Raw genomic sequence first — 25,195 nt, 5'->3', positions numbered from 1 at the left:
CGTACTTGTAATCATAGAGGTCATATTCGCTTTCCCATTGTACACTATATCCAGATCAGGAGGGCAATTCAATCGCTTTTTCATCTGCCCTGGCCCTCACAGCGGCAATAACGCTACACTCTCCCTGCCGCGAAGCTGGCTGATCATCGATGTCCAGGCTTCCGGCTTGCCCTCCAGCACGGCGTAATAACGGGTCAGGAAATCGGCCACCAGCGGCGCCGCGAGGCTCTCCAGCTCCTCATCTCCGGGCATGAAGCAGAGGTCCAGACCGGACACGGCCTCGCCATCTCCCTGCCAGGAAGGGTGGACATAGGGAATATCTATTCTTTTATAGCCCAAATGCGACAGAACTTCACGGCGGACGTACGGGTCCATCGGCTTAATTCCGCCAAAATCATATCCCACACGGTACGGATCATAGATCTCAGCGAACATCCCCAGCAGCTCCGTGTGATTCTCAGCCGCCAGCTTCTCCAGGTCCTTCAAGCGTTGACGCGCCAGAAAACGGCCAATGCCCAGCCCTTCCCGGCCAATGATGGTGAAATCGGTCATCGCTACATTCCAGTCGGCATAGTAACGGTATTCCGTAGTGCCTACAACCTTCCCTTCATGCACCGCAGCGAACACGCGTATTCCCGGATCGGCAAGCGGCTCCTTCCACAAGCTGTACTCCAGCACTTCCTCGGGCGGAAATACATCCGACAGCAGCTGATGCACCTCTCTGAACAACGGGTCGGCAATATCTGTAATTCTTCTATAATCCATAGTCAAGGGATCTCCTCCAAGTGATAGGCTGTATTCATTTATTGAAAAGGATTCCGCCATTCCATCAGCGCTGCGTAATTCCCTGATTCCTCGTCCTCCAGATAACCTGCGACCACACGAACGGGAGACCGGCCGCACCGCAGCAGAAAAGTAATCACCGGATCAGACCAGCTTCCGGCGATAACCCCGGCCAGATACTCTTCCGCTGTCATCTGCCCGGCCACCCGGTGATAGCCCGGCATCCGGCCCGCTCCCAGCAGCCGCTCCAGCTTCTGTTCCACGACCACATGGTATAACGACTGGACCAGCTCCTTGCCCAGACCCAGCTTGCGGTACCCGGGACGGACACACAAATCCGCGATATACAGCGTGTTCCCCCCCGGCTGATGCGTAGTGAGATAACCGTCGGCCGTAACCTCTGACCACGTATGATGATGCGCCGGCGCCTCCGGGTCAAAATTCATCAGGAATCCGGTAACCGATCCGGCCAGCTCCCCGGCCACCTCTACACATAAGGCCCCTTCCGGAAAAAGTGTCACGTGATTCTGCAACTGCTCCCGGTTCCACCACAGCTCCGCAGGATAAGGCGGCGGGAACGCCTCGGACTGAATCGTGATCAGCTCGGTGAAGTCAGCTTCCGTATAGGAACGGATCACCGCAGGCACCGGCGTCTTGCCGTCCAGAGCGTAGAACTTCTTATAATACATCCGTTAGTCTCCCCCTTACGTCCAGTCGGTGTACAGATCGGTGCGGCGGTCACGCCACGTGGTTACAGACCCGTGTTCCCGCACGCGGTACAGCAGCTCCAGATCCAGATCGGCGGTGATAATCATATCGTTGTTGATCTCTCCTTCGGCCAGCAGACCCTGCGGAGGGAACGGAATGTCATTGGGTGTGATAATCGCCGCCTGGCCGAAGTTGGCCCGCATCAGATCAACGGTAGGCAAGGAGCCTACGGTCCCGGTCAGCACCACGTAGACTTGATTCTCGATAGCCCGCGCGTGGCTTGTATACCGTACCCGGTGGAAGCCGTGGCGGTCATCCGTGCAAGACGGGCAGAAGATCACATCTGCGCCCTTGGCCCGGGCCATGCGTACAATCTCAGGGAATTCAATGTCATAGCAGGTCAGCATGGCAATGGTCCCATGATCTGTCTGGAATACCTGAAGCTCCTCACCCGCCCCCATATTCCAGCCCTCTACCTCAGCAGGGGTAATATGCAGCTTGGCCTGCTCGGCAATTCTTCCGTCCGGGTAAAAAAGATGGGCTACATTATACAGCTTGCCGCTGCGCCGCAGCACATGGGTCCCCCCAATAATGTGTACCGCATACTTCCTCGCGTACCCGGAGAACATCTCCAGGTAACGGTCCGTGAACTGCGGCAGATCCTCAATCCCCAGCGCCTCCCCGTCCTCGCCTCCGATCGACATCAGCTGTGTCGTAAGAAATTCAGGGAAGAGAATAAATTCGGCGCCGTACTCCCCGGCCGTCTTGATATAGTGCTCACACTCGGCAGCAAACTCCCCGAAGGAGGAGATGGTGTGCAGATGATATTGTACAGCAGATACGCGAAAAGCCATGGCGGCAGTCCTCCCGGGCATGATAGTTACATGCATTTTCATAAGTATCTAAAATTTTACCATAACCGTTCACAAGTAGAAACGGCTTTGCCGTCCTTTTAAAGGACACTCCCAAGTTCCCCGCCGGGTCGGGCAAGTTCCGCTTTCTCTGCCAATGGTGAATATCTCCTCTCATCCTTTCCCATAATGAGGAATACAAGCCGCGGCAGCCCTCACGGGGCCAGCCTGTGTCACTGCTTGAATTCGAAGGAGCCTGATACCATGACGCGCGATTCTGCCACACCCAAAGTCCGCAAACGCCGCTTCCGCCTGCTCTTTCGGCTGCTGGCCGTCTCCGCCCTGCTCTTCCTCCTGGCAGCCGGCGCTCTGCTTGGATACCTATATCAGAAGCCGCTCCCCCCGCTCGGGGATGATGTCCGCTCCAGACTGCTTGACGCACGGGGCAATGTGATGACCACCTTCACTACAGACGGCCGCAGCCGCGAGCCTGTTGAGCTTAACCGGATCTCCCCGCTGCTCATCAAGGCCACGCTGGCTGTGGAGGACCGGAAATTCTATAATCATATCGGCTTTGATCTGAAAGGCATGGGGAGAGCGGTGCTCGCCAATCTGGAGGCGGGCAGACGCACGCAAGGGGCCAGCACCTTAACCCAGCAGCTCGCGCGCAATCTGTACCTGACCCATGAGAAGACCTGGACCCGCAAGGCCAAGGAAGCGCTATACACTCTGCAGCTGGAAATGAAATATTCTAAGGACGAAATCCTGAATATGTATTTAAATGAAATCTATTACGGACACGGCGCTTACGGAATCGAGGCTGCGGCCCGGATGTATTTCGGCAAAGCTGCCGCAGATCTGGATCTGGCGGAGAGCGCCCTGCTGGCCGGAGTGCCCAAGGGACCCACCTATTATTCTCCTTATAATCATCTGGACAGCGCCTTGAAGCGTCAAGGCATTATCCTGGCCGCCATGGTTGATACGGGGGATATTACGGAGTTGCAGGCACAGGAGGCTGCCAAGGAGCAGCTGAAGCTGAGCCCGCAGGGTCAAAAGGATACCACGGTGGCTGCACCCTATTTCCGCGATTATGTACGCAGTCTGGTGATCGACAGCCTGCATATCAGCAGTGACGAGCTGGACCGGGGCGGGCTGAATGTCTATACGACACTTGACCCGGATATGCAGCAGGCTGCGGAAGCGGCTGTGGATCAAGGCATGGACCACAGCAGCGAGCTGGAGACGGCCCTCGTCTCTGTTGATCCCCGCACCGGCTACGTGAAGGCTATGGTCGGGGGCACGAATTACCGGACCAGCTCCTTCAACCATGCGCTGGCGAAGACGCGCCAGCCCGGCTCTTCCTTTAAGCCGATTATGTATTTGGCGGCGCTGTCGACCAAAGAAATGACCGGCTTGTCCGTCTTCAACAGCCAGCCGACGCTGTTCCATTATGATAACAACCGCAAGACGTACCAGCCCCGGAATTTCGGGGATAAATATCTGGGAGAGATTAATATGCGGCAAGCCATTGCTGCGTCCGACAATATCTATGCAGTGAATACTATTATGAAGATCGGGGCAGATAAGGTCGCCGCTATGGCAGCCGCCATGGGGATTAACAGTCCGCTGCAGAGCGTTCCTTCGCTGGCGCTAGGAACCTCGCCTGTCAGCCCGCTGGAGATGGCCGCAGCCTTCGCAGTGATTGCGAATGGCGGAGTGAAGCAGCCGGTCACTGCGGTCCTGAAGATCACGGATGCGGGCGGACATCTTCTATATGAAGCTCCGCAGCCAGAGGGTCAGCCCGTGGTTGAGCCGGCAGCGGCTTACGTGTTAACCCGGCTGATGGAGGGGGTCTTCGAGAGCGGAGGCACCGGGAACCGGGTGGCCTCGATGATCAAGCGCCCGGTTGCCGGCAAGACCGGCACTACAGATACCGACGGATGGATGGTAGGCTTCACGCCTGAGCTCTCAACCGCCGTCTGGGTCGGATACGATAAGGGCCGCGATATTGCGACCACCGACGGCAGGCGGGCAGCACCGATCTTCGCCGGATTCACGGAAAAAGCATTGGAGAATGTGCCGCCGAAGATTTTTCCCATTCCCGATGGCGTGGTCAGCGTATATGTCGATCCGCTGTCCGGCATGCTGGCTACAGCAGACTGTCCGGAGAAAAAGCTGGAGACCTTCATCAGCGGCACAGAGCCTACCGCATATTGTGACCAGCATAGCTCCGGTGAACCCGGAGCTTCCGGAAGCTCCGATCCTTCCGGCTCTGCCGATCCGGTCAAGGAAGAGCATTCCCTATGGAATAATATCAAGCGTTGGTGGATGAACTAACCGGGGATTGCCGCTCCCCGCTGTCTGCGTTACGATGGGGAGACTGGCAGAGGCGTACGCCCGCCTAACTCCGCCGCAGGAAGGTGTGCCATCCATTCATGAAGCCGAATCACTCCGCCGGCCTTGAGCCGGACGCGCCACAGCTGCTGCAGCCTGAGCTCTACAAGCTCCCGGCAGTTGAAGCAGCACCGCGCCTTCTTGGCCAGCATCTCGTCCGCCGCACAGAAGACGGGGACATCCGCTGCCGTATTGTGGAGACAGAGAGCTATGGAGGCGCTGAGGATAAAGGCAGCCATGCGTATGGCAGCCGCCGGACCGCCCGTACAGAGGTCATGTTCAGCGCCGGAGGCGCAGTGTATGTATACCTGATCTACGGCATGTACCATTGCCTGAATGTCGTAACTGCCGCTCAGGACGAGCCGCATGCCGTTCTGATCCGGGCAGTAGAGCCGCTTACGGAGAGGGATGCCGAGCTTATGGCGGCATATAGAGGAGTTGCCGTGAGGAAGCCCTCGGACCTCTCGGGCGGGCCGGGCAAGCTGTGCCGGGCGCTGCGGATTGACAAGAGTCTTAACAATACCAGGTTCGATCTGCCGGAAGGCCCGCTGAGCATCGAGCAGGGGGATGACCCGGAGTCCCTGGATATTGTCGAGGCCCCGCGCATCAATATTCCTTATGCGGAAGAGTATGCCGGGCGCCCCTGGCGCTTCTATCTGAAGGGCAATCCTTATGTCTCGGTCAGCGATCCGCAGGCACAGCCCCACAGGCTGGTCTAAAGGCCTATACCGCTGTTTCGGCTGTGGTATATTGGGTATTAATAAGAGAACCCTAATCAGCCTCTCCCTTGGAACTTTCCAGGCGGAGAGGTTTTTCTATATTTTGATCTCCGCACCCTTAGGCGCCAAAAAATGATAAACACTCCTATAAAATGACAATAAATCCCCCTATTTGTATACGCTTCCCCCGTTCTCTAAACTTACAATTACTGCTATAATCATATATATCTACAAAAAATATAAAGATGTAAATGAGGGACATGGGATGAAAGATACAGGCATGATCCGAAGCTTAGACAGTCTCGGAAGAATTGTGGTTCCCGTAGAAATCCGCATGACACGTAATATTGACATTGGGGATCCTATCGAATTTTTTATACTGGATGAGGATATCATCGTCCTCCGAAAGTACACCTCCACAGAATGCACCTTTTGCAGAAGTCTTGATCATGTGACCTACTATAAGGATCAGTTCATTTGCAACACCTGTCTGAAGGAGCTTAGTGACCCCGACCGCGGATCAGAACCCATCCATGCCTCCCCTAGTTCAGCAGAAGAGCATCCCGAGCCAGCCCGCGGGGGACGGAGAAGCAAGACCGAAGAAATGAGTCTGCGTCTTATGAAAGCGATCGAAGATCATCCCTATGCCAACCAGAAGGAGCTTGCCGAGGTTCTCGGCATCAGCCAAGCCAGAGTCAGCCAACTCAAGCGCAAGCTGAACACTCCCGGCAGAACAGATCCGCAGTAACCGTTATCCATTCATCCCTGCTTAGACATCAGATAAGGCTTGGCCCCGTTGGGGCCAAGCCTTAATTTTTGGGCGAAGCATATAACCTGATCTTCTATTCCGATAGCGCAGCTTTCAGCTCCTCAGGCGAAGCGGCCCACCACTCTTCATTATGGGCCATCAGCAGGGATTTCAGCGCTGCCCGCTCAGCACTTCCAAGTCCATCCAGAATAAGCTTGCGCTTCAAGGCCGCATCCAGCTTATTGACATGATCCGCAAGAATCTTCCAGCCGCGCCGCGCTTCGGTGTCAATCCACATCTCACAGGCGGTAATTCCGCCGTAGAACTGTCCCTCCGGGGTACGGTCAACGGCGACCCATACGACCCATACCTGTCTTCCCGCCGGAACATCCTCACGGTTCATAGAGAATTTAATTCCCTTCTCCACTTTGCTCTTGGCATGCATGGCACCTATATCAATAACGGCGATGCCCTGATCAATAATGACAGGCGATACATTGTTCAGATCAATCGAGCCTGCACCGAAGCCTTTATGCTTGGCTCTGGCGTTCACAATATTCAAGGCAATTTGTTTTTTGCCCTCCGGTTGTACGTTATCCACATGTGCACATCCTTTCCATTCACTAATTATTTAATTTTAGCTAATAATGCGGCGATTGCAAACATATACATCCCGTAGATGCTTGTCACGGGAGGAATCATAGTATGAAGCCACATTCATTAAGGTATACCCTCATCTTCGCAGTCCTGGCTGTCCTCACCTTGCTTGGAGGCGGAATATGGTTTCTGTCAGGGCATAGCCCTGCCGTATGGACTGCCTCTGTTCCAAAAGAGGCCAAGTCCCCCGCCATTATCCCCCGGCAGCAGCCCGTGCAGTCCGATCTTTCAGATACGATCTACACATCGGAGACAGAGGCTTTAAGCCAGCGCGTGGTTGAATATCACATGGATGTGGAGCTCCTGCCTGATAAGGAGACCCTGGTCGCCTCCGAGACGCTGACCTGGACCCATCCGGGCGCAAAGCCGGTCCAGGAGCTCTACTTTCATCTGTATCCCAATGCATTCTCATCCGCCGGCACCACCTTCATGAAGGAGTCCGGGGGCACGCTTCGCGGTGACACCATGCCTGCTGGGGGTTACGGGAGCATTACCCTGACAGATTTGCGGACCTCCGAGGGCATTTCGCTGATGCAGCGCACCCAATATGTGCAGCCGGACGACGGCAATGTCAATGACAGAACACTGCTCAAGGTCCATCTGCCACAGCCGGTGAACGGCGGCGAGAGCGTTACGGTAAGGCTTAAATTCGAGGTCAAGCTGCCGAAAATTTTCGCCCGGATGGGAACCGCTGACGACTTCGTGATGGCCGGCCAGTGGTTTCCGAAGCTTAGCGTCTATGAGCCTGCCGGCAGAAGAGGACTCAAGGAAGAAGGCTGGAACCTGCATCAATACCACGGCAACTCCGAGTTCTACAGTGATTTTGGAATTTACAATGTATCGATTTCTGTCCCGCCCGAGTATAAGGTCGCCGCAACCGGGTTTCCGGTGAGAGACGCCAAGGTGGTGAAGGGGCGCAAGATCTATCAGTTCTATGCAGATGACGTCCACGACTTCGCCTGGGCGGCATCGCCTGATTTCGTGGTTTCCGAGAAGGCCTTCTCCGCGCCGCAGGTGCCCGGGGTGAAGATTAAGCTCTATCTGGACCCGCTGCATAAGCATCTCCAGGAGCGTTACTTCCAGGCGGCTGAGGCTGCACTGATGGCATTCAGCAAGTGGTACGGCCCTTATCCCTACTCCACCTTATCGATTGTTGTCCCGCCGGAGTCCGGCAACGGGGCCGGAGGAATGGAGTATCCGACCCTGATTACCGCCTTCGGCGCCACGGACACTTCACCGGGCACCTCCCTGGAACGCACGATCATCCACGAGATCGGGCACCAATATTTCTACGGCCTGGTGGCCAGCAATGAATTCGAAGAAGCCTGGCTGGATGAGAGCTTCACCTCTTATGCCGAAGACCGGCTGATGGAACAGGAATACGGTGTGGTCTCAAGCCTCCCTCTGCAGTCCAGCCTGGTCTCCTCTTCACAGCCGCTTAAGCTGGAGACCTGGAAATACACCGGTGATGACGCCTACACTCGCAATGTATACATCCGGGGCAAGCTGGTGCTGAAGGATATCGAACGCATCGCCGGGACCAAGAATATGGATGCCATCCTCGCCGCCTATGCCCGCAAATACCGCTTCCAGCATCCGTCCACCGCCGACTTCCAGAAGGTTGTGGAGAAAGTGACCAAGCAATCCTGGCAGACGTATTTTGAGCGGTATGTCTATAGCGGGGGGGCACCCGACTTCGCAGTCGACGATATCAGGCTCACCGTCAGACGGGACAACAGTGACGGCGGGGGGAGCCGCTATAGCGCTGTGGTTGATGTAAGCAACAAGGGCAGCCTGTACCCCGATGTTCCCGTGAAATTCACCTTCGCAGACGGGTACACGGTGCAGCAATACTGGAATGGCGAGGGTAAGGCTACTTCCTTTGAGTTAGCGTATAAAGCGCCGCTGGTCTCCGCAGAGATCGATCCGGGGCATTCCATTCTGCTGGAGAGCAGGCATCTTAATAATTTCAGAATGGCGGAGCTTGAGCCGCGTACACTCTCCCGCTGGACGCTTAGTGCATCAACTCTGCTTGAAACCCTGCTCGGAACTCTTGTCTGGTGAGGTGAAGGAATGGTGAAAAGTTCAATTGCCCGCGGTTGGATCAGCATGAAAGAGCAATTCTATATATTGATTCTGCTATTTATCTACCGGCTGTTCTGGGGATATTTCCTGTACAAATTCATTAAAAGCGCGGTTGTCCCCGTCCTGCTCCGCTACCCGGATGCGAATGCCGGCGGCAGCGGAATAGGCAGGCTGCTGTATTATATCGAGGGGCAGACCGCGCTGCGCACCGACCCCGCCGTCCAGCACTGGCTGTGGCTGCTGCTTGCGCTGACAGTGCTAAGGCTGCTGGTGACTCCCTTTATCCGTGCAGGGCTGCTGCACGAGCTTCACCAGGAGCGCGACGGAGCGCGGGGACTGTTCTTTTTTCCCGGAATGAGAAAATATGGGCTGCCGGTGCTGGTGTTCAGCCTCATCGAATGGGCGCTAACCCTCCTGCCGCTCTCTTGGCTGCTTCCGCGTATGTACCGTCATCTGCTCAGCGGTGTTCTCGATGTCCAGCTTCTGCTGAAGCTGGTGCCTTATGTGCTGGGCTGGCTGCTCTATCTCTTCCTTGTCCGCAAGCTTCTGCTCTATATGCAATTCGGCTATACCGCCGGTACCGGCATGTTCTCCTCACTGCTGATCTGCCTGAAGATGCTGCTGCCTTCGATCGGTATATCCATCGTTCTGGGGGCGGGAAGCCTGGCCGTAATTCTGCTCTGCAGCGCCTCTGCTCTGTTCTATCCCGGATTGCCGGCCCTTATGCTCCGCCAGGCAGCTCCGCTGCCCTCCACGCTGTTCGATATGTGGGGAATCGCTGCCCAGTACCACCTTTGGTCCAGTAAATCATTTCCACAATAATAAGCTGCTGAAGCGGCATACTAAAGAGAGTCACAGCCCCTTATCAGGGAGCAGGACTCTTTTTTGCTTGAACGGAGGACAAAAGCATTTGCAAAAGGGGAAATCCTCTGATACAATGATGGCTGTACCAGTAGTAACAAAGTTGTAATCTTTCAAGCAAAATATTCCGTAACTCTTGCAATTTAAGCAATACCGATAAGTCACTGTTCTGGTGCATAAAACGCCGAATTCCCTGCACCGGGAAGTGGGGGAACCATATTTTGGGTGAATTGATCTCGCTTTAGAGGGGTCATAGGGGAACCTTCTACCGAATCCTTAAGCTAACCTCGCAGGCCCTGGAAGGAGTACATCTTTTGATTAGTCAGAATTTCAAGAAAAAATGCACCGCAGCAGCGCTGGGTCTTGTGATGGTATTCACACTCGGAGCGGGCAGTGCCTTCGCAGATTCTAAGATGGATACTGTGATTTCAAAAACCATTGGAACGTCGTATAAAACCGGGGGCACAACCACCAGCGGCTTCGACTGTTCCGGATTTACCAAGTATGTGTTCAAGAATGTCGGGCTTACCTTGCCCCGTACCTCCAAAGCACAGTTCAAAGTTGGAACAAGTGTATCCAAGAGCAATCTGCGTTCCGGTGATCTCGTGTTCTTCAACACCCTGGGTAACGGAGTGTCCCATGTCGGTATTTATGTTGGAAACGGGAAGTTCGCACAGTCCTCAAGTTCACGTGGTGTAACCATCAGTTCGATGAGCCAGTCCTACTGGGCCAACCGCTACGTTGGCGCCAAACGAGTAATGAGCACAACAGCCTACCAAGCTGTCGCTTACGATTGAACCCTTGAAGCATACCCCGAATATTTCAGCCTCTAACAACTAAATGTAACTTATACGAGCCCGGGATGATTATTGCCGTAATCATTTCCGGGTTTTTCCTTTTCCTTATTCTACCTTTTACACTGAATTCGCAGCCTTGAAACAGCATTTTCTTGCAAAAACAAAGAAATAATCATATAAATTAACCCCTGCGCATAGATATGAGTCTTTGGAAAGGGCTATAACTCTAAAAAACAGCAAAAAAGATGCATTAATATGTTATAAGTGATTGCCAAGCGCCTTAGTCTTTGTTACAATTATCGCAGTGAGTTTTTAGTAACATTTTTGTAATTATTGAATCGATTTTAACAAAGGTTTTGTCATGTATTGAATGAACCGCTAATCCTAATCAACAGTCGTGCCGAGTTCCCTAATGAATTAGGGAAACGGGGGAACCACTTTGGGTGAATTGACCTCCTATTCTAAGAGGGGTCATAGGGGACCTTCAACCGAACCCTTAAGCTAACCTCGTAGGCATTGGAAGGGGTATTTACTTTTGAAGAAGAAGCTAGCAGCCGCAGTACTAAGCTTGTCCATTATCTTCACCATCGGAGCAGGAAGCGCTTTCGCGGATTCCAAAATGGATAAAGTGATCGACAAAGCCATCGGAACCAAATACGTGTCCGGCGGTACATCAACTAACGGGTTTGATTGCTCCGGATTTACAATGTATGTTTTTGATAAGATCGGCATTAACCTGCCCCATCAATCCGGCTCCCAGTATCAGATGGGCTCTGCCGTGTCCCGTGACGAGATGAGACCGGGCGATCTTGTATTCTTCAATACAAGCGGTAAGGGCATATCCCATGTTGGTATTTATGTTGGTGACGGCGAATTCGCCCATGCCTCTTCCTCACGTGGTGTAACCATCAGTTCGCTGAGTGACAGCTATTACGTCAGCCGCTACGTTGGCGCCAAGCGAATCATGAGTACAGATGCCTACAAGACTGTAGCTTCGGATTCCCAAGACAACGATGATGTACAATAATCCTTTGTAACCTAACGCTCTTTTCCGAGATTTTTGCCGAAATCTTGGGGAAGGGCTTTTTTTGTCTATAAAATTACTTACCCCTCTCTATATTTGTAAAACACTGATTCTGCGCTTTCGGAAAATATATTTTGCCGTTTGTCAAGTTTCTGCATTTCCGTAAGGAAATTGCGTCGAAACTGGCTGTTTTTGTATATAATTAATAGAAGAAATGAATCTATGTCCCTTGGAAGGAGGCCTCCCCCAATGATTAGCTCCCCGCTAACCTTTTACGTGGTGCCTATGGAGCCGCAGCATGCCGCTGAGATCTGTGAGTGGAGCTACAAGCCGCCGTATAATATTTACGGCTGGGTGTCCTGGGAGCAGATGCAGGCGCTGGGCGTGGAGTTCGGAGACCCGCAGCTGCGAAGTGAGCAATATGTATCGGTTGTGAATGGAGAGGGGGATCTGTGCGGCTTCGCCCAGCTCTTTCCGATGGAGGGGGTAGTCCGGCTTGGTGTCGGAATGCGGCCCGAGCTGTGCGGCCATGGAATGGGACATCTGTTCATGAAGGCTATTGTGCAGGCAGCACGGTCGCGTTACCCGGAATGTGAGATCGACCTGGAGGTGCTGACCTGGAACCAGCGCGCCATCCGCGCCTACCAGAAATGCGGGTTCACCATAACGGATACCTATGAACGCCGCACTCCGACCGGTAATAAGCCTTTTTATTGCATGGTCTATGAGGAATAGCACCGGAGACAAGAGAGTTTTGCAAAAAATGGATCATTTGTGTTCATTTTTTTGACACACATACTATGATAACGCTTCACCATCCGCTATAATGGAGACAGCAGCTTACATGGAGGGACGGATGCAGATGCAGAAATGGATCATGAGCGGTTTGTTTTTTGCCGCCTGTGCCTTTGCAGTAATCTTAATGTTTACCCTACCCGGTAAATCCGAGGTGGCGGAGCAGAACAAGCCGACCATGCCGGAGGTTGTGCTGGACGCTGCGGGCGCAGAAGCCACAGTGAAGGCCAATTGTATCTCCTGCCACGGAGACCAGCTTCAGGGCGGGGCGGGACCCAGCCTGCAGCAGGAAGGCGCTTCGCATGACGCAGCTCAGATCTTCAGCATAGTCACCAAGGGCCGCGGACAGATGCCTCCCTTCAAAGACAGGCTGGCCCCTGAAGAGATTGCGAATGTAGCCCTATGGCTGGCCGAGAAGAAATAATCCGCAACCTGTACTCACACCATGCTCCTCATTTTAAATGTATAATGCCCGTGACGAGGATAACGAACGATCCTTGCACGGGCATTTCTATTAATTAGATATTCCTGTTGTCTCCATAGGGGCCTTGTCCTCTAGCGGGTCTTCTCGAATGCCTCATTAAATTCATGCGCCTGGCGGAGATCAAGCTTCTCCACATCTGCAGCCAGCCGCAGAACAACCGTCTTGTAATCAATGGTGATATGCGGGTGATGGTCAAAGGCCTCCGAAATTGTCGCTACCTCATCCACAAAGGCAATTCCCTTCATATATTCACTGAACATATATTTGCGCACCAGCCTATCCCTCTCCAGCTTCCAGCCCTCAAGCTTGCCGATCTGCTCCTGCAGTTGTTCCTCAGTTAATTGCAATTCGTTTCCTCCCTTGCTAAGTTAACGGTTCCTTCAGCCTGCTCTTCTCCTTCAAATAAAACATCCCTCAGCTTCTGAAAGTCCAAGGGATGTGCCAGGCCAAAGATTTTTGATTAAATGTATTCTGACATCCCGGCAATTAGTACTCCACTTCCAATTTTAACATGGCCGGATGCCCGGGACAAACCCGCTGCCGCATTTTCCCCCTGCTTTATACAAGAACGACCGAAGCCAGATCCTCATCGCCCAGCAGAATATTAATGCGGTGTGTTTCTTTATCGTACATCACAACTCCGCTGCCCACCTGAATGACCGGCTCGTTGCCCAGCGCGTAGAACAGGTCTTCCGCAAGCGCCTCCCAGACCTCCTGCCTCGATTCCTCCGGCAGATTCGTCCACTCTTCAGGCTCCATTTCAAAAAAAATGTACCCGTCTGTAATCCGTCCAACGGCTCCTGTCAGTTCAACCAGAATTTCACCGTAATCCCTGCCATGCTTAACTCCCACATCAATCACTCCGTTTTCTTCGCTGATGAATAATAACCTACCTTATCTATTATAGCCGAAAAAATCACTTCACAAAAAAGGGAATGATGTCGATAAAGAAGAATATACGTGATTTGGTTACGAACAGAGTGTTCTCCCGCGGTTCAAGGACGAATTACGCGGTTAGTCGATCACTTCTTAATTCTCATGGACGAGGTGCATAAATGGAAATCTCAACAATTCTAGGCCTGGTGTTTGGTCTGATCGCAGTAATCTGGGGGATGATACTCAAGCATGCTCCACTTGCAAGCTTGAACAACCCCGCTGCCTATGTCATTATTTTTCTTGGCACGGCTGCCTCCATCTTCATGGCCTTTCCGATGTCGGAAGTCAAGAATTTCCCTAAGCTGTTGAAGATCCTGTTTACGAAGAAAAAGATGGTCGGCAAGCCCGAACTGATTACCATGTTCATGGAATGGGCATCCATTACCCGCCGCGAAGGGCTGCTGGCTCTGGAGTCCAATGTCGATGAAATTGAAGATAACTTCCTCCGAAACGGCATGCGGATGATTATTGACGGCAATGATCAGGAGTTCGTCCGTGATGTATTAATGGAAGATATTCATGCCACTGAAGACAGACATAAAGCCGGAGCCTTGATCTTCTCCCAAGCCGGGATGTATGCCCCTACACTAGGGGTACTCGGGGCTGTTATCGGGCTGATTGCCGCCTTGGGTGATATGAGTAATATGGACGTCCTGGCCCACGCGATTGCCGGTGCCTTCATTGCAACCCTGCTCGGGATATTCACCGGTTATGTCATGTGGCACCCTATGGCCAACAAGCTGAAGCGGATATCCAAACGCGAGATTGAAGTCCGCCTGATGATGGTGGAGGGTCTGCTCTCCATCCAGTCCGGGGTGTCTACCATAGCTATTAACCAGAAGCTGTCCGTCTTCCTGACTCCGTCCGAGCGTGCCAAGCTGAGCGAGAAGGAGGGGGCTTCCAGTGAGCAAAAAGACTAGGCATGAGGAACATGAAGAGCATGCCGATGAATCCTGGCTGCTTCCCTATTCCGACCTGATGACCTTGCTGGTTGCTCTGTTCCTTGTTATGTACGCCATGAGCGCTACGGACGCCGTGAAGTTCCAGCAAATGGCTGAAGCCTTCAATTCAGCGCTCAGCGGCGGCGGCGGCGTCCTGGAGTACCGGTCGGATTCTCCGACCAGCACCCAGCTGGACCAGGGCAAGCAGGATAAAATGAACAGCGTGATCTCCAAGAACACCGGCACCTCCGATCTGTCCAAGCTCCGTGCCAAGGAGCAGGAGGATCTGGAGAAGCTGAAGAAGCAGTTCGACCAGTACATCAAGAACAACGGAATGACTGACTTGCTTAGCACCAAGCTGAATCAGTCCCAGCTGATGATCACGATTAGCGACAATGCCCTCTTCGCTTCGGGACAGGCTGTAGTGAAAGATGAATCCCGCCAGTTGGCCAAGTCGATCTCAACGATGCTGCAGCAATTCCCTGATTATGAAGTATTGGTGCAGGGGCATACCGATAATGTTCCGATCTCCAACAGCACGTACTCCTCGAACTGGGATCTTAGTGTAGATCGTGCCCTTGAGTTCATGAAGATTCTGCTGCTGAATCCCAACCTGGACCCGACGAAGTTCAGCCCGACCGGCTCTGGCGAATATCATCCCATCGCTAGCAATGCTACGGCTGCCGGGCGGGCCAAGAACCGCCGGGTAGAAGTATCCATCCTGCGTAAATATAAGGACGCTGCTGCGGAGACAACGGATGTCTCTAATGTAACAGCTCCCTGATAGTAAGGAAACAAATAAGAGCTGCTTCGAACGGCCCTACCAGGGTCTATCGGAGCAGCTCTTATTATAGGTATGGGCATTATAATCTTATTGCAGCTGATAGTTCAGCATAGCCCCCAGCTCTTGCTTCTCTTCCTGGGACAGCTCCCGCCATTCTCCGGTCTTCAGTGCGCCAAGGCGGATATTCATTACCCGGATGCGCTGCAGCCGCCGGACTTCATAACCGAAGGCGCTGCACATGCGGCGGATTTGCCGGTTCTTGCCCTCAGTCAGCACGATACGGAATACCCGCTCACTAATACGCGTAATTTCACAGGGAAGTGTCTTACTGCCCAGAATTCTCACGCCGGTGGACATACCGGTCAGAAAAGAAGGCGTGACGGGTCGATCTACAGTGACCACATACTCCTTCTCATGCTTGCCTTCTGCGCGTAAAATTTTGTTAACAATGTCACCGTCATTGGTCAGCAGAATCAATCCCTCTGAATCCTTATCGAGCCGCCCGATCGGGAAAATCCGCTCCTCATGCCCTATGAAATCGACAATATTGCCTTGAATATGCGCTTCTGTAGTAGAGGTAATGCCAACCGGCTTATGAAGCGCGATATACACGATCCTGCTGCCCGTCTGAAGCGGCTGGCCGTCAATCAGGACAATATCTCCGGCCTCGGCTTGGCTGCCCAGCATAGCGGGCTCCCCGTTGATGGTGACCCGCCCTCCCTCGACCAGCTTGTCTGCTTCACGGCGTGAACAATAGCCTGTCTCACTGATGAATTTATTGATTCTCATGTTCGTCTTCACTCCGTTCTATATTCATAACGGCCGGAGGTACTGGCTCCTTCGCTTCAGGCAGCTTGATAATTACCTGTGCCCCCCGGCCATACTCGCTTCTAATCTCCAGGCTGCCCTTATGGGCCTGAATGATCCGCTGGCTGACCATCAAGCCGAGACCGGTTCCGGACTCTTTGTTCGTAAAGAACGGCTCTCCCAGCTTGGGCAGCATATCCTCAGGGACGCCTCCGCCCTCATCCGTGATCACAACAACCACTGAATCATCCTGCTCCTGCTGCTCCACGGTAATCGTTCCCCCGTCCGGCATCGCTTCGATCGCATTTTTGATTACATTGATAAATACCTGCTTCAGCTGATTCTCCTCACAGTGCACCATGGCGGGTACTCCCGAGAAATGTGTGGTGAATTCAATGCCGAACAGGTGGGCCTGACTGTCCAGCAGGGAGATGACATCGCCAACAATATGCCGCAGATCCCTTTGCTGGAAATGAACAGCCTGCGGCTTCGCCAGAATCAGGAACTCACTGACAATCATATTGATCCGGTCCAGCTCCGAGAGCATCAGATCAATATGCAGCGGAACGAGAACCTTCTTCTCCTGCTGAAGCTGCAGGAAGCCCCGCAGGGTGGTCAAGGGATTACGGATCTCATGGGCAACGCCTGCGGCAAGCTGGCCGACTGTAGTCAGCTTCTCCGAGCGTCTGAGCAGCTCCTCGATCCGGTTGCGCTCGGTCATGTCACGAGATACATGGACAACCGACTGCGGCTGGCCCTCTTCATCCCGGATAACCGAGCTGCTGACGCTGACCTCTACCAGGGAACCGTCACGCTTCAGCCTGACGGTCTCCACAGGCGGCAGAGATGCCCCGTCCTTAAGCTGCTGCAATCGTATACTCTCCTGCTGCTGCACAGTGGCAGGAACCAGGTAAGGGGGCTTGACCAGAGCATCCGCAGCGCCCCATCCATAGAGATCCTCGAACGCTCTGTTCGTACTGATGATCCGCCCTTCCATATCCACCGTGTGGATGGCATCCGAAGTGCCGTTAATGACCGACTCCAGATGCTCCTTAACCGCACGGTTCTCCTCCAGTGTCTGCCCCAGCCGGTTCGTGTGCTGCAGCAGATGTGAGGTCATCGCATTGATGCGCTGGGCCAGCTGTCCAAGCTCATCGCGGCTGGATACATTAAGCGGGGGCTCGAACTTGCCCTTGGCCACATCATTGACCTTAGCCAGTATATCCTGAATCGGGCGTGTAACAACACCGGCCAGGACATAACTCGCCAAGAGAAAGATAATAAGCAGCAGTACCGAGGTGGTGATATTATTGAACAGCTGCTCGCGGATGACTGAGGAGATCGCCTGGTAGTCCATGACTACACTGATCACATAATCCGCCGCTCCCGGCCGCTCAATCGGAATGAAGCTTTTGAGCACTCTTTTACCCAATGCCTTCGTATCCAGCGTTACCGGCTCGCCCTTGTTCAATGCTTCACGGATTGCCGCCTTGTCCTCTGCAATATTGCCGTAGGAATAGGTTCCGTACTGAATAGGGCGGTTCCGCAGCTTCGTGTTCTTGGGATCTGTACCATCAGGCAGCATGCTTGAGGCCCCGAAGGTCTTCGGATTGATTCCCGTAATCTCCAGAATTCCGGGATTTACAGCTTTGGATTCCTGGATGATCTCATCGGGACTCATAATTTTGACATAATCGCTTACCGCTGTGCTCCGGACGAACGGATCTATGATATAATTGCGTGCCCCGTCATAATAATAACCCCATTTATCAATATACTCCGGATTGGAGGTTGAATATTCAAACGGCCCGGACCAGAAATTCTCCAGGGATTGCCCCTGATCGACAGATACCCGCTGGCCTGCAAACAGCTCCAGAAAAGCCACATACCAAAAACCCATGCCTCTGGTCGAAAGTCCAATCTCTGCAGGATCTGAAGATTTGGCTACGATAATATCATCCGCAGTCTTCACCAGCAGAGAGATATTCGACACCCCCAGCTTGGTGGATAGCGCCTTCAATTGTTGATTGGTAATATTCCTGATATCCGGGTCCAGCTCATAGGACGCCAGAATGGCGGTCAAGCGCAGGTTCTGGGCAATTTTATCCTGCACGTAATTCGAGCTGTAGCCGCTCTGCTCCACCGATACTGCAACCTGCTTCGCAGTGATCTTCATGTTGCTTACACTCTCATTACGCAGATTATTCCGGGCAGCATAAAGATTGAGCGAAAGATTAAGCATCAAGATTAAGAGCACCGAGCCAAATATAATCGCTGATAATTTCGTTTTTATGGACAAGCGTATTGTTCACCTCTTATCCGCTGGTAAATCCTAGCGGGCATTCAACATAATCATACCTTTTGCCCTCCCATTTGAAAAGGCCTTTCCCCACAGCCGGGTGCTGGCAGATATTGAATTATCGGGGCAGTTTCACTACAATAGGTAAGAAACCATCCACAGGTTATGCACATATAAACATTTTGCCAAATCGCGATGTGCACAATTTTGTGCATAAGTCGGCCGTTATCCACAGAGTTGTCCACAATTTGTTAAGAACGAATATTTGTTCGTTGTACAATGGGCATAGAAGAAGGGAAGATGCATTTGAATACCAGGCTTGAAGAACTGCCGGCGGAGGAGCGGGCCATTCATGAACATTGGATGACAGAAGCGATAGGAGAAGCCCGCAAGGCCGAGGCCTTGGGCGAAGTGCCGATTGGTGCCGTGGTCGTCCACGAAGGCCAAATTATAGGCCGCGGATATAATCTGCGTGAGACGACGCTTGACTCCACTGCCCATGCGGAGATGGTAGCGATCCGGGAAGCCAGTACAGCCCTGGGCTCCTGGCGTTTGCTCGATTGCCAGCTCTATGTTACCCTGGAGCCTTGTCCTATGTGTGCAGGAGCGATGGTGCAGTCCAGGGTGCCGCTCACCGTGTATGGCACTCCAGACCCCAAAGCCGGCTGTGCAGGGACCTTGATGAACCTGCTGGAGGAATCTCGCTTTAATCACCGTACAGAGGTCATCCAGGGCGTGCTGCAGGAGGAATGCGCGGAGCTGCTGACCTCCTTCTTCCGCAAGCTGCGGAAGCGGCCTGCGAAGCTCTAGAACGCCCATTAACACTTATATTATGCTCATAAGGAGAATGCCAGATGTCGTACAAGCTGTATAACAATGCACAGGGGATCTATCTCTCGCTGCTGGAGCTTACGGATGCCGAAGAGCTGCTTAGCCTCCGTCTGCGTAACCGAACCACACACCAGCAATTTGAGCCCCTGCGCAGTGAAGACTACTTCACCCTGGAGAGCCAGCGGCAGCTGATTAACCAGCGTATCCTGGATGCGCAGCAGGACAGCGCGTATATGTTCGGGATTTATCTGCTCAGCGGCGAGCTGATCGGCCAGATTACGATCTCCAATGTAGTGCGGGGAGTCGGTCAATTCTGCGATATCGGCTATCTGATCGATCATGAGCAGCAGGGGCAAGGCTATACCAGTGCCGCCGTACACCTGATCCTCGGGTATGCCTTCCGCTCTCTGGGGCTTCACCGGGTACAGGCTGCCATCCTGCCCCATAATACCGGTTCACGCAGAGTGTTGGAGAAGAACGGCTTCCAGGCCGAAGGACTCGCGCGCCGCTTCATCCGGATCAACGGCGAATGGCAGGATCACCGCACCTACGCCATTCTGGCTGAGGAATTCCTGCCAGAGGGACAGGAATCCCCTTAACTTCATATGTCCACACAAAAACCCGTATGAGCGCAATATGCTCATACGGATTTTTGGCGTGCGGAACTATGGTATTAATAAGTACCCGTACCCATGCCTCCGAATTGCTGCTGCAGCTCTTCCAGAGTGATGACATCATCGCCTTGCGGAATGCCGATCTTGAAGGTCTGCTTCTCATTGATCTTACTGTATTGGTTGCTTGCATTCATAGATAAGGTAACGTTCTCACCCTTGTCAGGATCATTAACCTTGATGTCCATGAGCATATCCTGGTATACCGGATAGTCATCTTTATTAACCGCAGTGTTCAGGTGGAACTGATTAATGGTAAGATATTTATTCAGATCAGCCAGGCTCTTATCAAACTCGGCACGTGCTTCGCTGGATTGCAGCTCTTCCTTGGCTTTGGCCAGATCAGCGGAGTCAACCTGCAGCAGATCTTTATATTCATCCTTACTCAGAATATCCATGATCTTAGGCAATGCGTTGTTCACGAGGATCGTAAGCGCCTCTTTGACATTATCATTGGTTACCTGGAACTGAACCACCTGCTTGGCATCTACGCCTTCAGGCAGGCCGGCATCCTTAGGTTTGATATTGTTGAAGTATTTCGCTTCATCATACTCGCCCAGCAGCGTATTCATCACTTCATTCGACAGCTTCTGCACTTTCTGTGCATCCATCTGCGCAGGATTGAATTCTGTTCCCTGCTCTTCGGCCAGCTTCTTCAGATCCACCTCTACGAATTTATTGACAATCGTCTCAGGAATCGGCAGGAACGGAATCGAAGGCACTTTGACGTAAAGCTTCTGTCCGGACATAACCATCGGAACCGTGAAGGACATAGCCATATCCCCCTTCAGATTCAGAACCGTTGTAAGCTCTGTCTGCATCGGCTCAGCCTGATAGACTCCATCAATCGTAAGCTCTGCATTCTTAAGCATGCTTAGAATCTGACCCGTCGAAGCGTCAGCCTCATTAGTACCGGTGTCTATCGTCAGATCGTTAATGACCACCTTACTCTTCATTTCGTAAGATGTCATAGCTGAAGCTTTGGCCGCAGCTGAAGTCAGAGCCTCCTTCGGCTCCTCTTTCTTTGCACATCCCGGCAGAATTACTGCAGCAGTTAACAGTAACGCGGCAGCGGATAACCCCCACTTTTTGTTCATTATTTTTCTCCTCTCCCATGTAAAAAAATTCTTTCCCCTCCCTAATGATAAACCATTTGGCAATTATGAGAAACATTTCTCTTCAATTTCATTGTAAAGTGTGTTTAACCCTGGGGATTATTATGGTCCACATGGTTGGCCTGCTTCACCTTTTTAGATCCGGATAACGGCGCTGGGCCTGAAGAATGATGCTCCTTGCGTGGCCCCTGGTTGTCCTGCTGTACGCCGGGTACAGGCATGCTCTTGGGTTTGCTCACTTCGATTACCTCCTATGGATTAGTTAAGCCCTGAAGGGCCTGTGCGCACTCATGAATCTGTCTCGTATACTGCTGCGCCAAAAGCTGAACAGCATCCAGCTGCTCATCCGCGTGTACCCCGGCCTGTTCGGCGTCAAGCAAATCTACAGCAACCTCGCGGCTATCCACATAGGTGCAGCGGAAATCCAGAGAATACCCCTGCCGGCCCGCTGCATTGAAATGGATGAGCAGACTATTCTGGTTCGCCGCATCTCCCTGCACACTGAAGCTGTCCCCACTCTCCATCAGTTCCGGCAGCCGCTCCTGCCAGGCAGACACCAGACTCTGCTGATCTACTTGCAATTGTCGGTCCATCTTTATTATCAGCCTCCTTCTCTAATACATTGCGGAGAAAGACGGCTTTTTATTCCCGTTGGAACCGCTTCTGTGAAAAAGAGGCCTTGGCAAGTGGAAACGGCATTGCCGTCCTTTTAAAGGACGGTACCGTTTTGGCGAGAAATAGAAGGATAATTTATAGCGTGAAAAATATAAATTCTTATATTTCAAACAAAAAAACCGTCCTCCTGAGAGAACGGCTTCTATCTGCACTTATTTAGATGTAAAGGAATGGCGGAGAGGATGGGATTCGAACCCATGTGGGCTTGCACCCTAACGGTTTTCAAGACCGCCCCGTTATGACCGCTTCGGTACCTCTCCAATGCACTGAAATTTCACATGCATTAGGAATTATACCACGCCCCGCAAATAATATGCAACTATTATTATTGAGCTGTTTTTGCAGAAATGGATTTCACATTACGCATATACGGCTGCAGGCATTCCGGAATCAGCACACTTCCGTCCTCCTGCTGGTAATTCTCCAGAATAGCTGCTACCGTACGCCCTACAGCCAGGGCAGAGCCATTCAGCGTATGCACGAATTCAGGCTTCGCCTTCGGCTCCTTGCGGTAACGGATATTGGCCCGGCGCGCCTGGAAGTCCTCGGTATTGGAGCATGAGGAGATCTCGCGGTACATGCCGCTCTCAGGCAGCCACACCTCAAGGTCATACGTCTTGGCAGAGGTGAAGCCCATATCTGCCGTACAGAGCAGCAGGACGCGGTAGGGCAGTCCCAGAAGCTGCAGGACGCGCTCAGCATCGGCTGTCATCTTCTCCAGCTCCTCATAGGAGCTCTCCGGGCTGGCCAGCTTCACCAGCTCCACCTTGTTGAACTGATGCTGGCGGATTAGACCACGGGTATCGCGTCCGGCAGAACCGGCTTCCGAGCGGAAGCAAGAGCTATAGGCCACATGATACTTCGGCAGATCGCCAGCTGTCATAATCTCTTCACGGTAATAGTTCGTCACAGGCACTTCCGCCGTAGGAATCAGATAATACTCTGTATCCCGCAGCTTGAACAGATCCTCTTCGAATTTCGGCAGCTGTCCCGTTCCATAGAGGCTGTCCTTATTAACAATATAAGGCGGCAGCATCTCTTCATAGTTATGTTCCCCGCTGTGCAGGTCCATCATGAAATTGATCAGGGCACGTTCCAATCTGGCACCCAGTCCTTTATAGAAGACAAACCGGGAACCCGTAACCTTCGCCGCTGCCTCAAAATCAATGATATCCAGCTGCTGCGCCAGCTCCCAGTGAGATTTCGGAGTGAAACCAAGCTCTGTAGGCTCTGACCAGCGGCGCACTTCGACATTGTCTGCCTCGGAGGTACCTACCGGCACCGATTCATGCGGAATATTCGGGATGCTCATCGTCAGCTCGTCAATTTTGACCTCAAGCTCACGCACCTCATCATCTAATTCCTTAATCCGGTCAGATACCGTACGCATTTCTGCGATCAGATCATCAGCCGGTTCCTTGTTCTTCTTCTTCTTGGCTACGTCTCCGGATACAGTGTTCCGGCGGTTCTTGAGCCCTTCTGTCTCCTGAAGCAGCTCACGGCGGCGCTGATCCAGCGCCGGGAAGCCGGCAATCAAATCCAGCGACTTTCCTCTTTTATTCAGTGCCTCTTCTACTCTTGCATAATCGCTGCGCAATACTTTAACATCTAACACAAAGTTTCCCTCCTGAAAACAGCCCAAACTCTTTCAAAATGCTGTTTTGTTTGCAGCTTTGAAAGAGTCAAAGTGTCCTTATATGCGGTTCTATAGATTGGCTGCAATACGGTCCTCTACCATGTCGGCAAAATATTGATGCAGCCTGTAATCATCAGTCAATTCCGGGTGAAACGAGCAGGCCAGCAGATTGCCCTGGCGCGCGGTTACAATCTCATCCTTATAGAGCGTAAGCACCTCAACATCAGGACCCACCTCTTCAATAAGCGGAGCGCGGATAAATACCGCCCGCACAGGCTCAGCAATCCCCTTAACCTCGAGATCACATTCAAAGCTTTCCCGCTGGCGGCCAAAGGCATTCCTGGCCACGGTAATATCCATCAGCTCCAGATGACCGGCCTCGTCTCCGGCAATCCGCTTCGCCAGCACGATCATACCGGCGCATGTGCCGAAAATAGGCTTCCCTTGACCCGCGAACTCACGAACAGCCTCAATAAAGCCATATTTGCGCATCAATTTGCCAATCGTCGTACTCTCACCGCCGGGAATAATCAGACCATCTACCCCGTCTAACTCCTCTACACGCTTAATAGGCAGGCCCTGCGCGCCGGTCTTCTCAATACTGACAATATGCTCTGTAACAGCGCCTTGAAGCGCTAACACTCCAATTCTCATCCGGAAGCCTTCTCTCTATTATCGGCCGCGTTCCGACATGCGTTCAGCCGGGGACAACGTGGCGATATCAATCCCCTTCATCGGAGCGCCCAGATTCTTGGATACTTCAGCAATCAGCTTGTAGTCCGTGAAGTGGGTTGTCGCTTCGACGATGGCACGGGCGAACTTCTCAGGATTGTCCGATTTGAAAATCCCGGAGCCGACAAACACCCCATCAGCACCCAGATGCATCATGAGCGCGGCATCGGCAGGCGTAGCTACACCACCGGCAGCGAAATTAACGACAGGCAGCTTGCCCAGCTCGTGAACCTCCAGCAGCAGCTCATACGGAACACCCAGCGTCTTAGCTTCATGATATAGCTCATCAAGCGAGAGGCCGGTCACCTTGCGGATCTGGCTGTTGATATGGCGCATATGGCGGACAGCTTCCACGATGTTGCCGGTTCCCGGCTCACCCTTGGTGCGGATCATGGAGGCCCCTTCGCTAATCCGGCGCAGTGCTTCTCCAAGATCCTTGGCTCCGCATACAAAAGGAACCGTGAATTCGCGTTTGTTGATATGGAACACTTCATCGGCAGGAGTTAGCACTTCACTCTCATCGAGATAGTCTACACCCAGAGATTCGAGAACCTTGGCTTCCACATAGTGACCGATCCGCGCTTTGGCCATTACAGGGATACTCACTACCTTGATAACCTCTTCTACAATAGTAGGATCAGCCATACGTGCGACACCACCCGCTGCGCGGATATCGGAAGGTACACGCTCCAGGGCCATAACAGCAACTGCGCCCGCGGCCTCAGCAATTTTCGCCTGTTCTGCATTCATGACGTCCATAATGACGCCGCCTTTTTGCATTTCTGCCATGCCTCTTTTGACTCGCGAAGTTCCTGTTTCCATATCTACGCCTCCCGTTAGATCTAACCTAATCTAACATGTT

27 protein-coding genes, 1 tRNA gene and 2 riboswitches are annotated in these 25,195 nt (G+C 52.7%); of the genes, 13 read left to right on the top strand and 15 right to left on the bottom strand.

Going from position 1 to position 25,195, the window contains the following annotated elements; translation table 11 throughout:
* Window positions 1–96: 96 nt before the first annotated feature.
* The 3 genes from MKY12_RS32540 to MKY12_RS32530 are packed head-to-tail and all read right to left on the bottom strand — an operon-like array spanning window position 97 to window position 2,345.
* A complete protein-coding gene (locus MKY12_RS32540) occupies window positions 97–765 on the bottom strand; it encodes a GNAT family N-acetyltransferase (RefSeq protein ID WP_339252745.1) in 669 nt (222 codons plus the stop codon).
* 38 nt (window positions 766–803) lie between these two features.
* Window positions 804–1,472 carry a GNAT family N-acetyltransferase gene (locus tag MKY12_RS32535; RefSeq protein WP_339252743.1) on the bottom strand — a complete coding sequence of 223 codons (669 nt, stop codon included), beginning with the start codon at window positions 1,470–1,472 and terminating at the stop codon, window positions 804–806.
* 15 nt (window positions 1,473–1,487) lie between these two features.
* Window positions 1,488–2,345: a carbon-nitrogen hydrolase family protein gene (locus tag MKY12_RS32530; RefSeq protein WP_036724439.1), complete on the bottom strand. Its 858-nt coding sequence runs from the start codon at window positions 2,343–2,345 to the stop codon at window positions 1,488–1,490.
* 261 nt (window positions 2,346–2,606) lie between these two features.
* Between MKY12_RS32530 and MKY12_RS32525 the strand changes: the two genes are divergently transcribed.
* The 3 genes from MKY12_RS32525 (at window position 2,607) to MKY12_RS32515 (ending at window position 6,203) form a co-directional block, all read left to right on the top strand.
* Window positions 2,607–4,679 (top strand): PBP1A family penicillin-binding protein, encoded by a 2,073-nt coding sequence (locus tag MKY12_RS32525; RefSeq protein ID WP_339252741.1) that lies wholly within the window; start codon window positions 2,607–2,609, stop codon window positions 4,677–4,679.
* 98 nt (window positions 4,680–4,777) lie between these two features.
* Window positions 4,778–5,455 (top strand): DNA-3-methyladenine glycosylase, encoded by a 678-nt coding sequence (locus MKY12_RS32520; protein WP_339252739.1) that lies wholly within the window; start codon window positions 4,778–4,780, stop codon window positions 5,453–5,455.
* A gap of 265 nt (window positions 5,456–5,720) precedes the next feature.
* Window positions 5,721–6,203 (top strand): winged helix-turn-helix transcriptional regulator, encoded by a 483-nt coding sequence (locus MKY12_RS32515; protein WP_036724433.1) that lies wholly within the window; start codon window positions 5,721–5,723, stop codon window positions 6,201–6,203.
* A gap of 94 nt (window positions 6,204–6,297) precedes the next feature.
* On the opposite strand, the gene MKY12_RS32510 is transcribed toward MKY12_RS32515, so the two are convergent.
* Window positions 6,298–6,804, bottom strand: coding sequence for a YwhD family protein (locus MKY12_RS32510; protein WP_036724431.1), 507 nt, complete (start codon window positions 6,802–6,804; stop codon window positions 6,298–6,300).
* Window positions 6,805–6,908: 104 nt separating this feature from the next.
* On the opposite strand from MKY12_RS32510, the gene MKY12_RS32505 reads away from it, so the two are divergent.
* From MKY12_RS32505 to MKY12_RS32480, 6 genes are all read left to right on the top strand, one after another.
* Window positions 6,909–8,924 (top strand): M1 family aminopeptidase, encoded by a 2,016-nt coding sequence (locus tag MKY12_RS32505; protein WP_339252736.1) that lies wholly within the window; start codon window positions 6,909–6,911, stop codon window positions 8,922–8,924.
* A gap of 9 nt (window positions 8,925–8,933) precedes the next feature.
* A complete protein-coding gene (locus MKY12_RS32500; RefSeq protein WP_339252734.1) occupies window positions 8,934–9,767 on the top strand; it encodes a hypothetical protein in 834 nt (277 codons plus the stop codon).
* A gap of 211 nt (window positions 9,768–9,978) precedes the next feature.
* A riboswitch (cyclic di-AMP (ydaO/yuaA leader) is annotated at window positions 9,979–10,117 on the top strand.
* Window positions 10,118–10,174: 57 nt separating this feature from the next.
* Window positions 10,175–10,603, top strand: a complete 429-nt coding sequence (locus MKY12_RS32495) for a C40 family peptidase (protein ID WP_051477954.1) — start codon at window positions 10,175–10,177, stop codon at window positions 10,601–10,603.
* Window positions 10,604–10,991: 388 nt separating this feature from the next.
* Window positions 10,992–11,134, top strand: a riboswitch (cyclic di-AMP (ydaO/yuaA leader).
* Window positions 11,135–11,138: 4 nt separating this feature from the next.
* Window positions 11,139–11,630 (top strand): C40 family peptidase, encoded by a 492-nt coding sequence (locus MKY12_RS32490; protein ID WP_339312208.1) that lies wholly within the window; start codon window positions 11,139–11,141, stop codon window positions 11,628–11,630.
* 246 nt (window positions 11,631–11,876) lie between these two features.
* The gene (locus MKY12_RS32485; RefSeq protein ID WP_339252732.1) at window positions 11,877–12,362 is read left to right on the top strand and encodes a GNAT family N-acetyltransferase; all 486 of its coding nucleotides are present in this window, start codon (window positions 11,877–11,879) and stop codon (window positions 12,360–12,362) included.
* Window positions 12,363–12,489: 127 nt separating this feature from the next.
* The gene (locus MKY12_RS32480; RefSeq protein ID WP_036724468.1) at window positions 12,490–12,846 is read left to right on the top strand and encodes a cytochrome c; all 357 of its coding nucleotides are present in this window, start codon (window positions 12,490–12,492) and stop codon (window positions 12,844–12,846) included.
* Window positions 12,847–12,977: 131 nt separating this feature from the next.
* Here the strand turns inward: MKY12_RS32480 and MKY12_RS32475 are convergent, their stop codons facing one another.
* Together MKY12_RS32475 and MKY12_RS32470 are read right to left on the bottom strand one after the other, a co-directional pair.
* Window positions 12,978–13,253 (bottom strand): 4a-hydroxytetrahydrobiopterin dehydratase, encoded by a 276-nt coding sequence (locus tag MKY12_RS32475; protein ID WP_036724424.1) that lies wholly within the window; start codon window positions 13,251–13,253, stop codon window positions 12,978–12,980.
* 211 nt (window positions 13,254–13,464) lie between these two features.
* Window positions 13,465–13,758, bottom strand: coding sequence for a hypothetical protein (locus MKY12_RS32470; protein WP_339252729.1), 294 nt, complete (start codon window positions 13,756–13,758; stop codon window positions 13,465–13,467).
* Window positions 13,759–13,961: 203 nt separating this feature from the next.
* Here MKY12_RS32470 and motA point away from each other — a divergent pair, with 203 nt between their 5' ends.
* Window positions 13,962–14,762: a flagellar motor stator protein MotA gene (gene motA, locus MKY12_RS32465; RefSeq protein WP_036724422.1), complete on the top strand. Its 801-nt coding sequence runs from the start codon at window positions 13,962–13,964 to the stop codon at window positions 14,760–14,762.
* Window positions 14,746–15,567, top strand: a complete 822-nt coding sequence (motB, locus tag MKY12_RS32460) for a flagellar motor protein MotB (protein WP_339252727.1) — start codon at window positions 14,746–14,748, stop codon at window positions 15,565–15,567. The genes motA and motB overlap by 17 nt, the downstream gene beginning before the upstream one ends.
* Before the next feature lie 87 nt (window positions 15,568–15,654).
* Here the strand turns inward: motB and MKY12_RS32455 are convergent, their stop codons facing one another.
* On the bottom strand, window positions 15,655–16,356 hold the full coding sequence (locus MKY12_RS32455) for a pseudouridine synthase (RefSeq protein ID WP_339252725.1): 702 nt from the start codon (window positions 16,354–16,356) through the stop codon (window positions 15,655–15,657).
* Window positions 16,343–18,616, bottom strand: a complete 2,274-nt coding sequence (locus MKY12_RS32450; protein WP_245368690.1) for an ATP-binding protein — start codon at window positions 18,614–18,616, stop codon at window positions 16,343–16,345. Before MKY12_RS32450 ends, MKY12_RS32455 begins: the two co-directional genes overlap by 14 nt.
* 363 nt (window positions 18,617–18,979) lie before the next feature.
* On the opposite strand from MKY12_RS32450, the gene tadA reads away from it, so the two are divergent.
* Together tadA and MKY12_RS32440 are read left to right on the top strand one after the other, a co-directional pair.
* On the top strand, window positions 18,980–19,483 hold the full coding sequence (gene tadA / locus MKY12_RS32445; protein WP_268748444.1) for a tRNA adenosine(34) deaminase TadA: 504 nt from the start codon (window positions 18,980–18,982) through the stop codon (window positions 19,481–19,483).
* A gap of 44 nt (window positions 19,484–19,527) precedes the next feature.
* Window positions 19,528–20,103 carry a GNAT family protein gene (locus MKY12_RS32440; RefSeq protein ID WP_339252722.1) on the top strand — a complete coding sequence of 192 codons (576 nt, stop codon included), beginning with the start codon at window positions 19,528–19,530 and terminating at the stop codon, window positions 20,101–20,103.
* Between the two features lie 74 nt (window positions 20,104–20,177).
* Here the strand turns inward: MKY12_RS32440 and MKY12_RS32435 are convergent, their stop codons facing one another.
* The 7 genes from MKY12_RS32435 to pdxS form a co-directional block, all read right to left on the bottom strand.
* Window positions 20,178–21,272 carry a DUF6612 family protein gene (locus tag MKY12_RS32435; protein ID WP_339252720.1) on the bottom strand — a complete coding sequence of 365 codons (1,095 nt, stop codon included), beginning with the start codon at window positions 21,270–21,272 and terminating at the stop codon, window positions 20,178–20,180.
* A 104-nt stretch (window positions 21,273–21,376) separates the two neighbouring features.
* Window positions 21,377–21,529, bottom strand: coding sequence for a small acid-soluble spore protein P (locus MKY12_RS32430; RefSeq protein WP_036698929.1), 153 nt, complete (start codon window positions 21,527–21,529; stop codon window positions 21,377–21,379).
* A gap of 12 nt (window positions 21,530–21,541) precedes the next feature.
* On the bottom strand, window positions 21,542–21,883 hold the full coding sequence (locus MKY12_RS32425; protein WP_036724411.1) for a hypothetical protein: 342 nt from the start codon (window positions 21,881–21,883) through the stop codon (window positions 21,542–21,544).
* 253 nt (window positions 21,884–22,136) lie between these two features.
* Window positions 22,137–22,225 (bottom strand) — tRNA-Ser (locus MKY12_RS32420).
* Between the two features lie 65 nt (window positions 22,226–22,290).
* Window positions 22,291–23,580, bottom strand: a complete 1,290-nt coding sequence (serS, locus tag MKY12_RS32415; RefSeq protein ID WP_209879529.1) for a serine--tRNA ligase — start codon at window positions 23,578–23,580, stop codon at window positions 22,291–22,293.
* Window positions 23,581–23,670: 90 nt separating this feature from the next.
* Entirely contained in the window at window positions 23,671–24,255 is a 585-nt protein-coding gene (gene pdxT / locus MKY12_RS32410; protein WP_036724408.1) for a pyridoxal 5'-phosphate synthase glutaminase subunit PdxT, read from the bottom strand.
* A gap of 18 nt (window positions 24,256–24,273) precedes the next feature.
* Entirely contained in the window at window positions 24,274–25,155 is an 882-nt protein-coding gene (gene pdxS, locus MKY12_RS32405; protein WP_036724406.1) for a pyridoxal 5'-phosphate synthase lyase subunit PdxS, read from the bottom strand.
* Between the last annotated feature and the right edge of the window lie 40 nt (window positions 25,156–25,195).

This window comes from Paenibacillus sp. FSL M7-0896, from assembly GCF_037975415.1.
Taxonomy (GTDB): domain Bacteria; phylum Bacillota; class Bacilli; order Paenibacillales; family Paenibacillaceae; genus Paenibacillus_AQ; species Paenibacillus_AQ silagei.
Note: the sequence above shows the minus strand (reverse complement) of the source record. Positions and strands in the feature narration are given on the sequence as shown.

Coding starts and splice junctions, on each gene's coding strand:
- MKY12_RS32540 (WP_339252745.1), bottom strand. CDS start 765: ATGGATTATAGAAGAATTACAGATATTGCCGACCCGTTGTTCAGAGAG.
- MKY12_RS32530 (WP_036724439.1), bottom strand. CDS start 2,345: ATGGCTTTTCGCGTATCTGCTGTACAATATCATCTGCACACCATCTCC.
- MKY12_RS32440 (WP_339252722.1), top strand. CDS start 19,528: ATGTCGTACAAGCTGTATAACAATGCACAGGGGATCTATCTCTCGCTG.
- MKY12_RS32480 (WP_036724468.1), top strand. CDS start 12,490: ATGCAGAAATGGATCATGAGCGGTTTGTTTTTTGCCGCCTGTGCCTTT.
- MKY12_RS32435 (WP_339252720.1), bottom strand. CDS start 21,272: ATGAACAAAAAGTGGGGGTTATCCGCTGCCGCGTTACTGTTAACTGCT.
- MKY12_RS32525 (WP_339252741.1), top strand. CDS start 2,607: ATGACGCGCGATTCTGCCACACCCAAAGTCCGCAAACGCCGCTTCCGC.
- MKY12_RS32505 (WP_339252736.1), top strand. CDS start 6,909: ATGAAGCCACATTCATTAAGGTATACCCTCATCTTCGCAGTCCTGGCT.
- MKY12_RS32520 (WP_339252739.1), top strand. CDS start 4,778: ATGAAGCCGAATCACTCCGCCGGCCTTGAGCCGGACGCGCCACAGCTG.
- MKY12_RS32455 (WP_339252725.1), bottom strand. CDS start 16,356: ATGAGAATCAATAAATTCATCAGTGAGACAGGCTATTGTTCACGCCGT.
- MKY12_RS32485 (WP_339252732.1), top strand. CDS start 11,877: ATGATTAGCTCCCCGCTAACCTTTTACGTGGTGCCTATGGAGCCGCAG.
- MKY12_RS32425 (WP_036724411.1), bottom strand. CDS start 21,883: ATGGACCGACAATTGCAAGTAGATCAGCAGAGTCTGGTGTCTGCCTGG.
- pdxS (WP_036724406.1), bottom strand. CDS start 25,155: ATGGAAACAGGAACTTCGCGAGTCAAAAGAGGCATGGCAGAAATGCAA.
- MKY12_RS32500 (WP_339252734.1), top strand. CDS start 8,934: ATGGTGAAAAGTTCAATTGCCCGCGGTTGGATCAGCATGAAAGAGCAA.
- motA (WP_036724422.1), top strand. CDS start 13,962: ATGGAAATCTCAACAATTCTAGGCCTGGTGTTTGGTCTGATCGCAGTA.
- MKY12_RS32495 (WP_051477954.1), top strand. CDS start 10,175: ATGGTATTCACACTCGGAGCGGGCAGTGCCTTCGCAGATTCTAAGATG.
- pdxT (WP_036724408.1), bottom strand. CDS start 24,255: ATGAGAATTGGAGTGTTAGCGCTTCAAGGCGCTGTTACAGAGCATATT.
- MKY12_RS32535 (WP_339252743.1), bottom strand. CDS start 1,472: ATGTATTATAAGAAGTTCTACGCTCTGGACGGCAAGACGCCGGTGCCT.
- MKY12_RS32515 (WP_036724433.1), top strand. CDS start 5,721: ATGAAAGATACAGGCATGATCCGAAGCTTAGACAGTCTCGGAAGAATT.
- MKY12_RS32450 (WP_245368690.1), bottom strand. CDS start 18,616: ATGCTTAATCTTTCGCTCAATCTTTATGCTGCCCGGAATAATCTGCGT.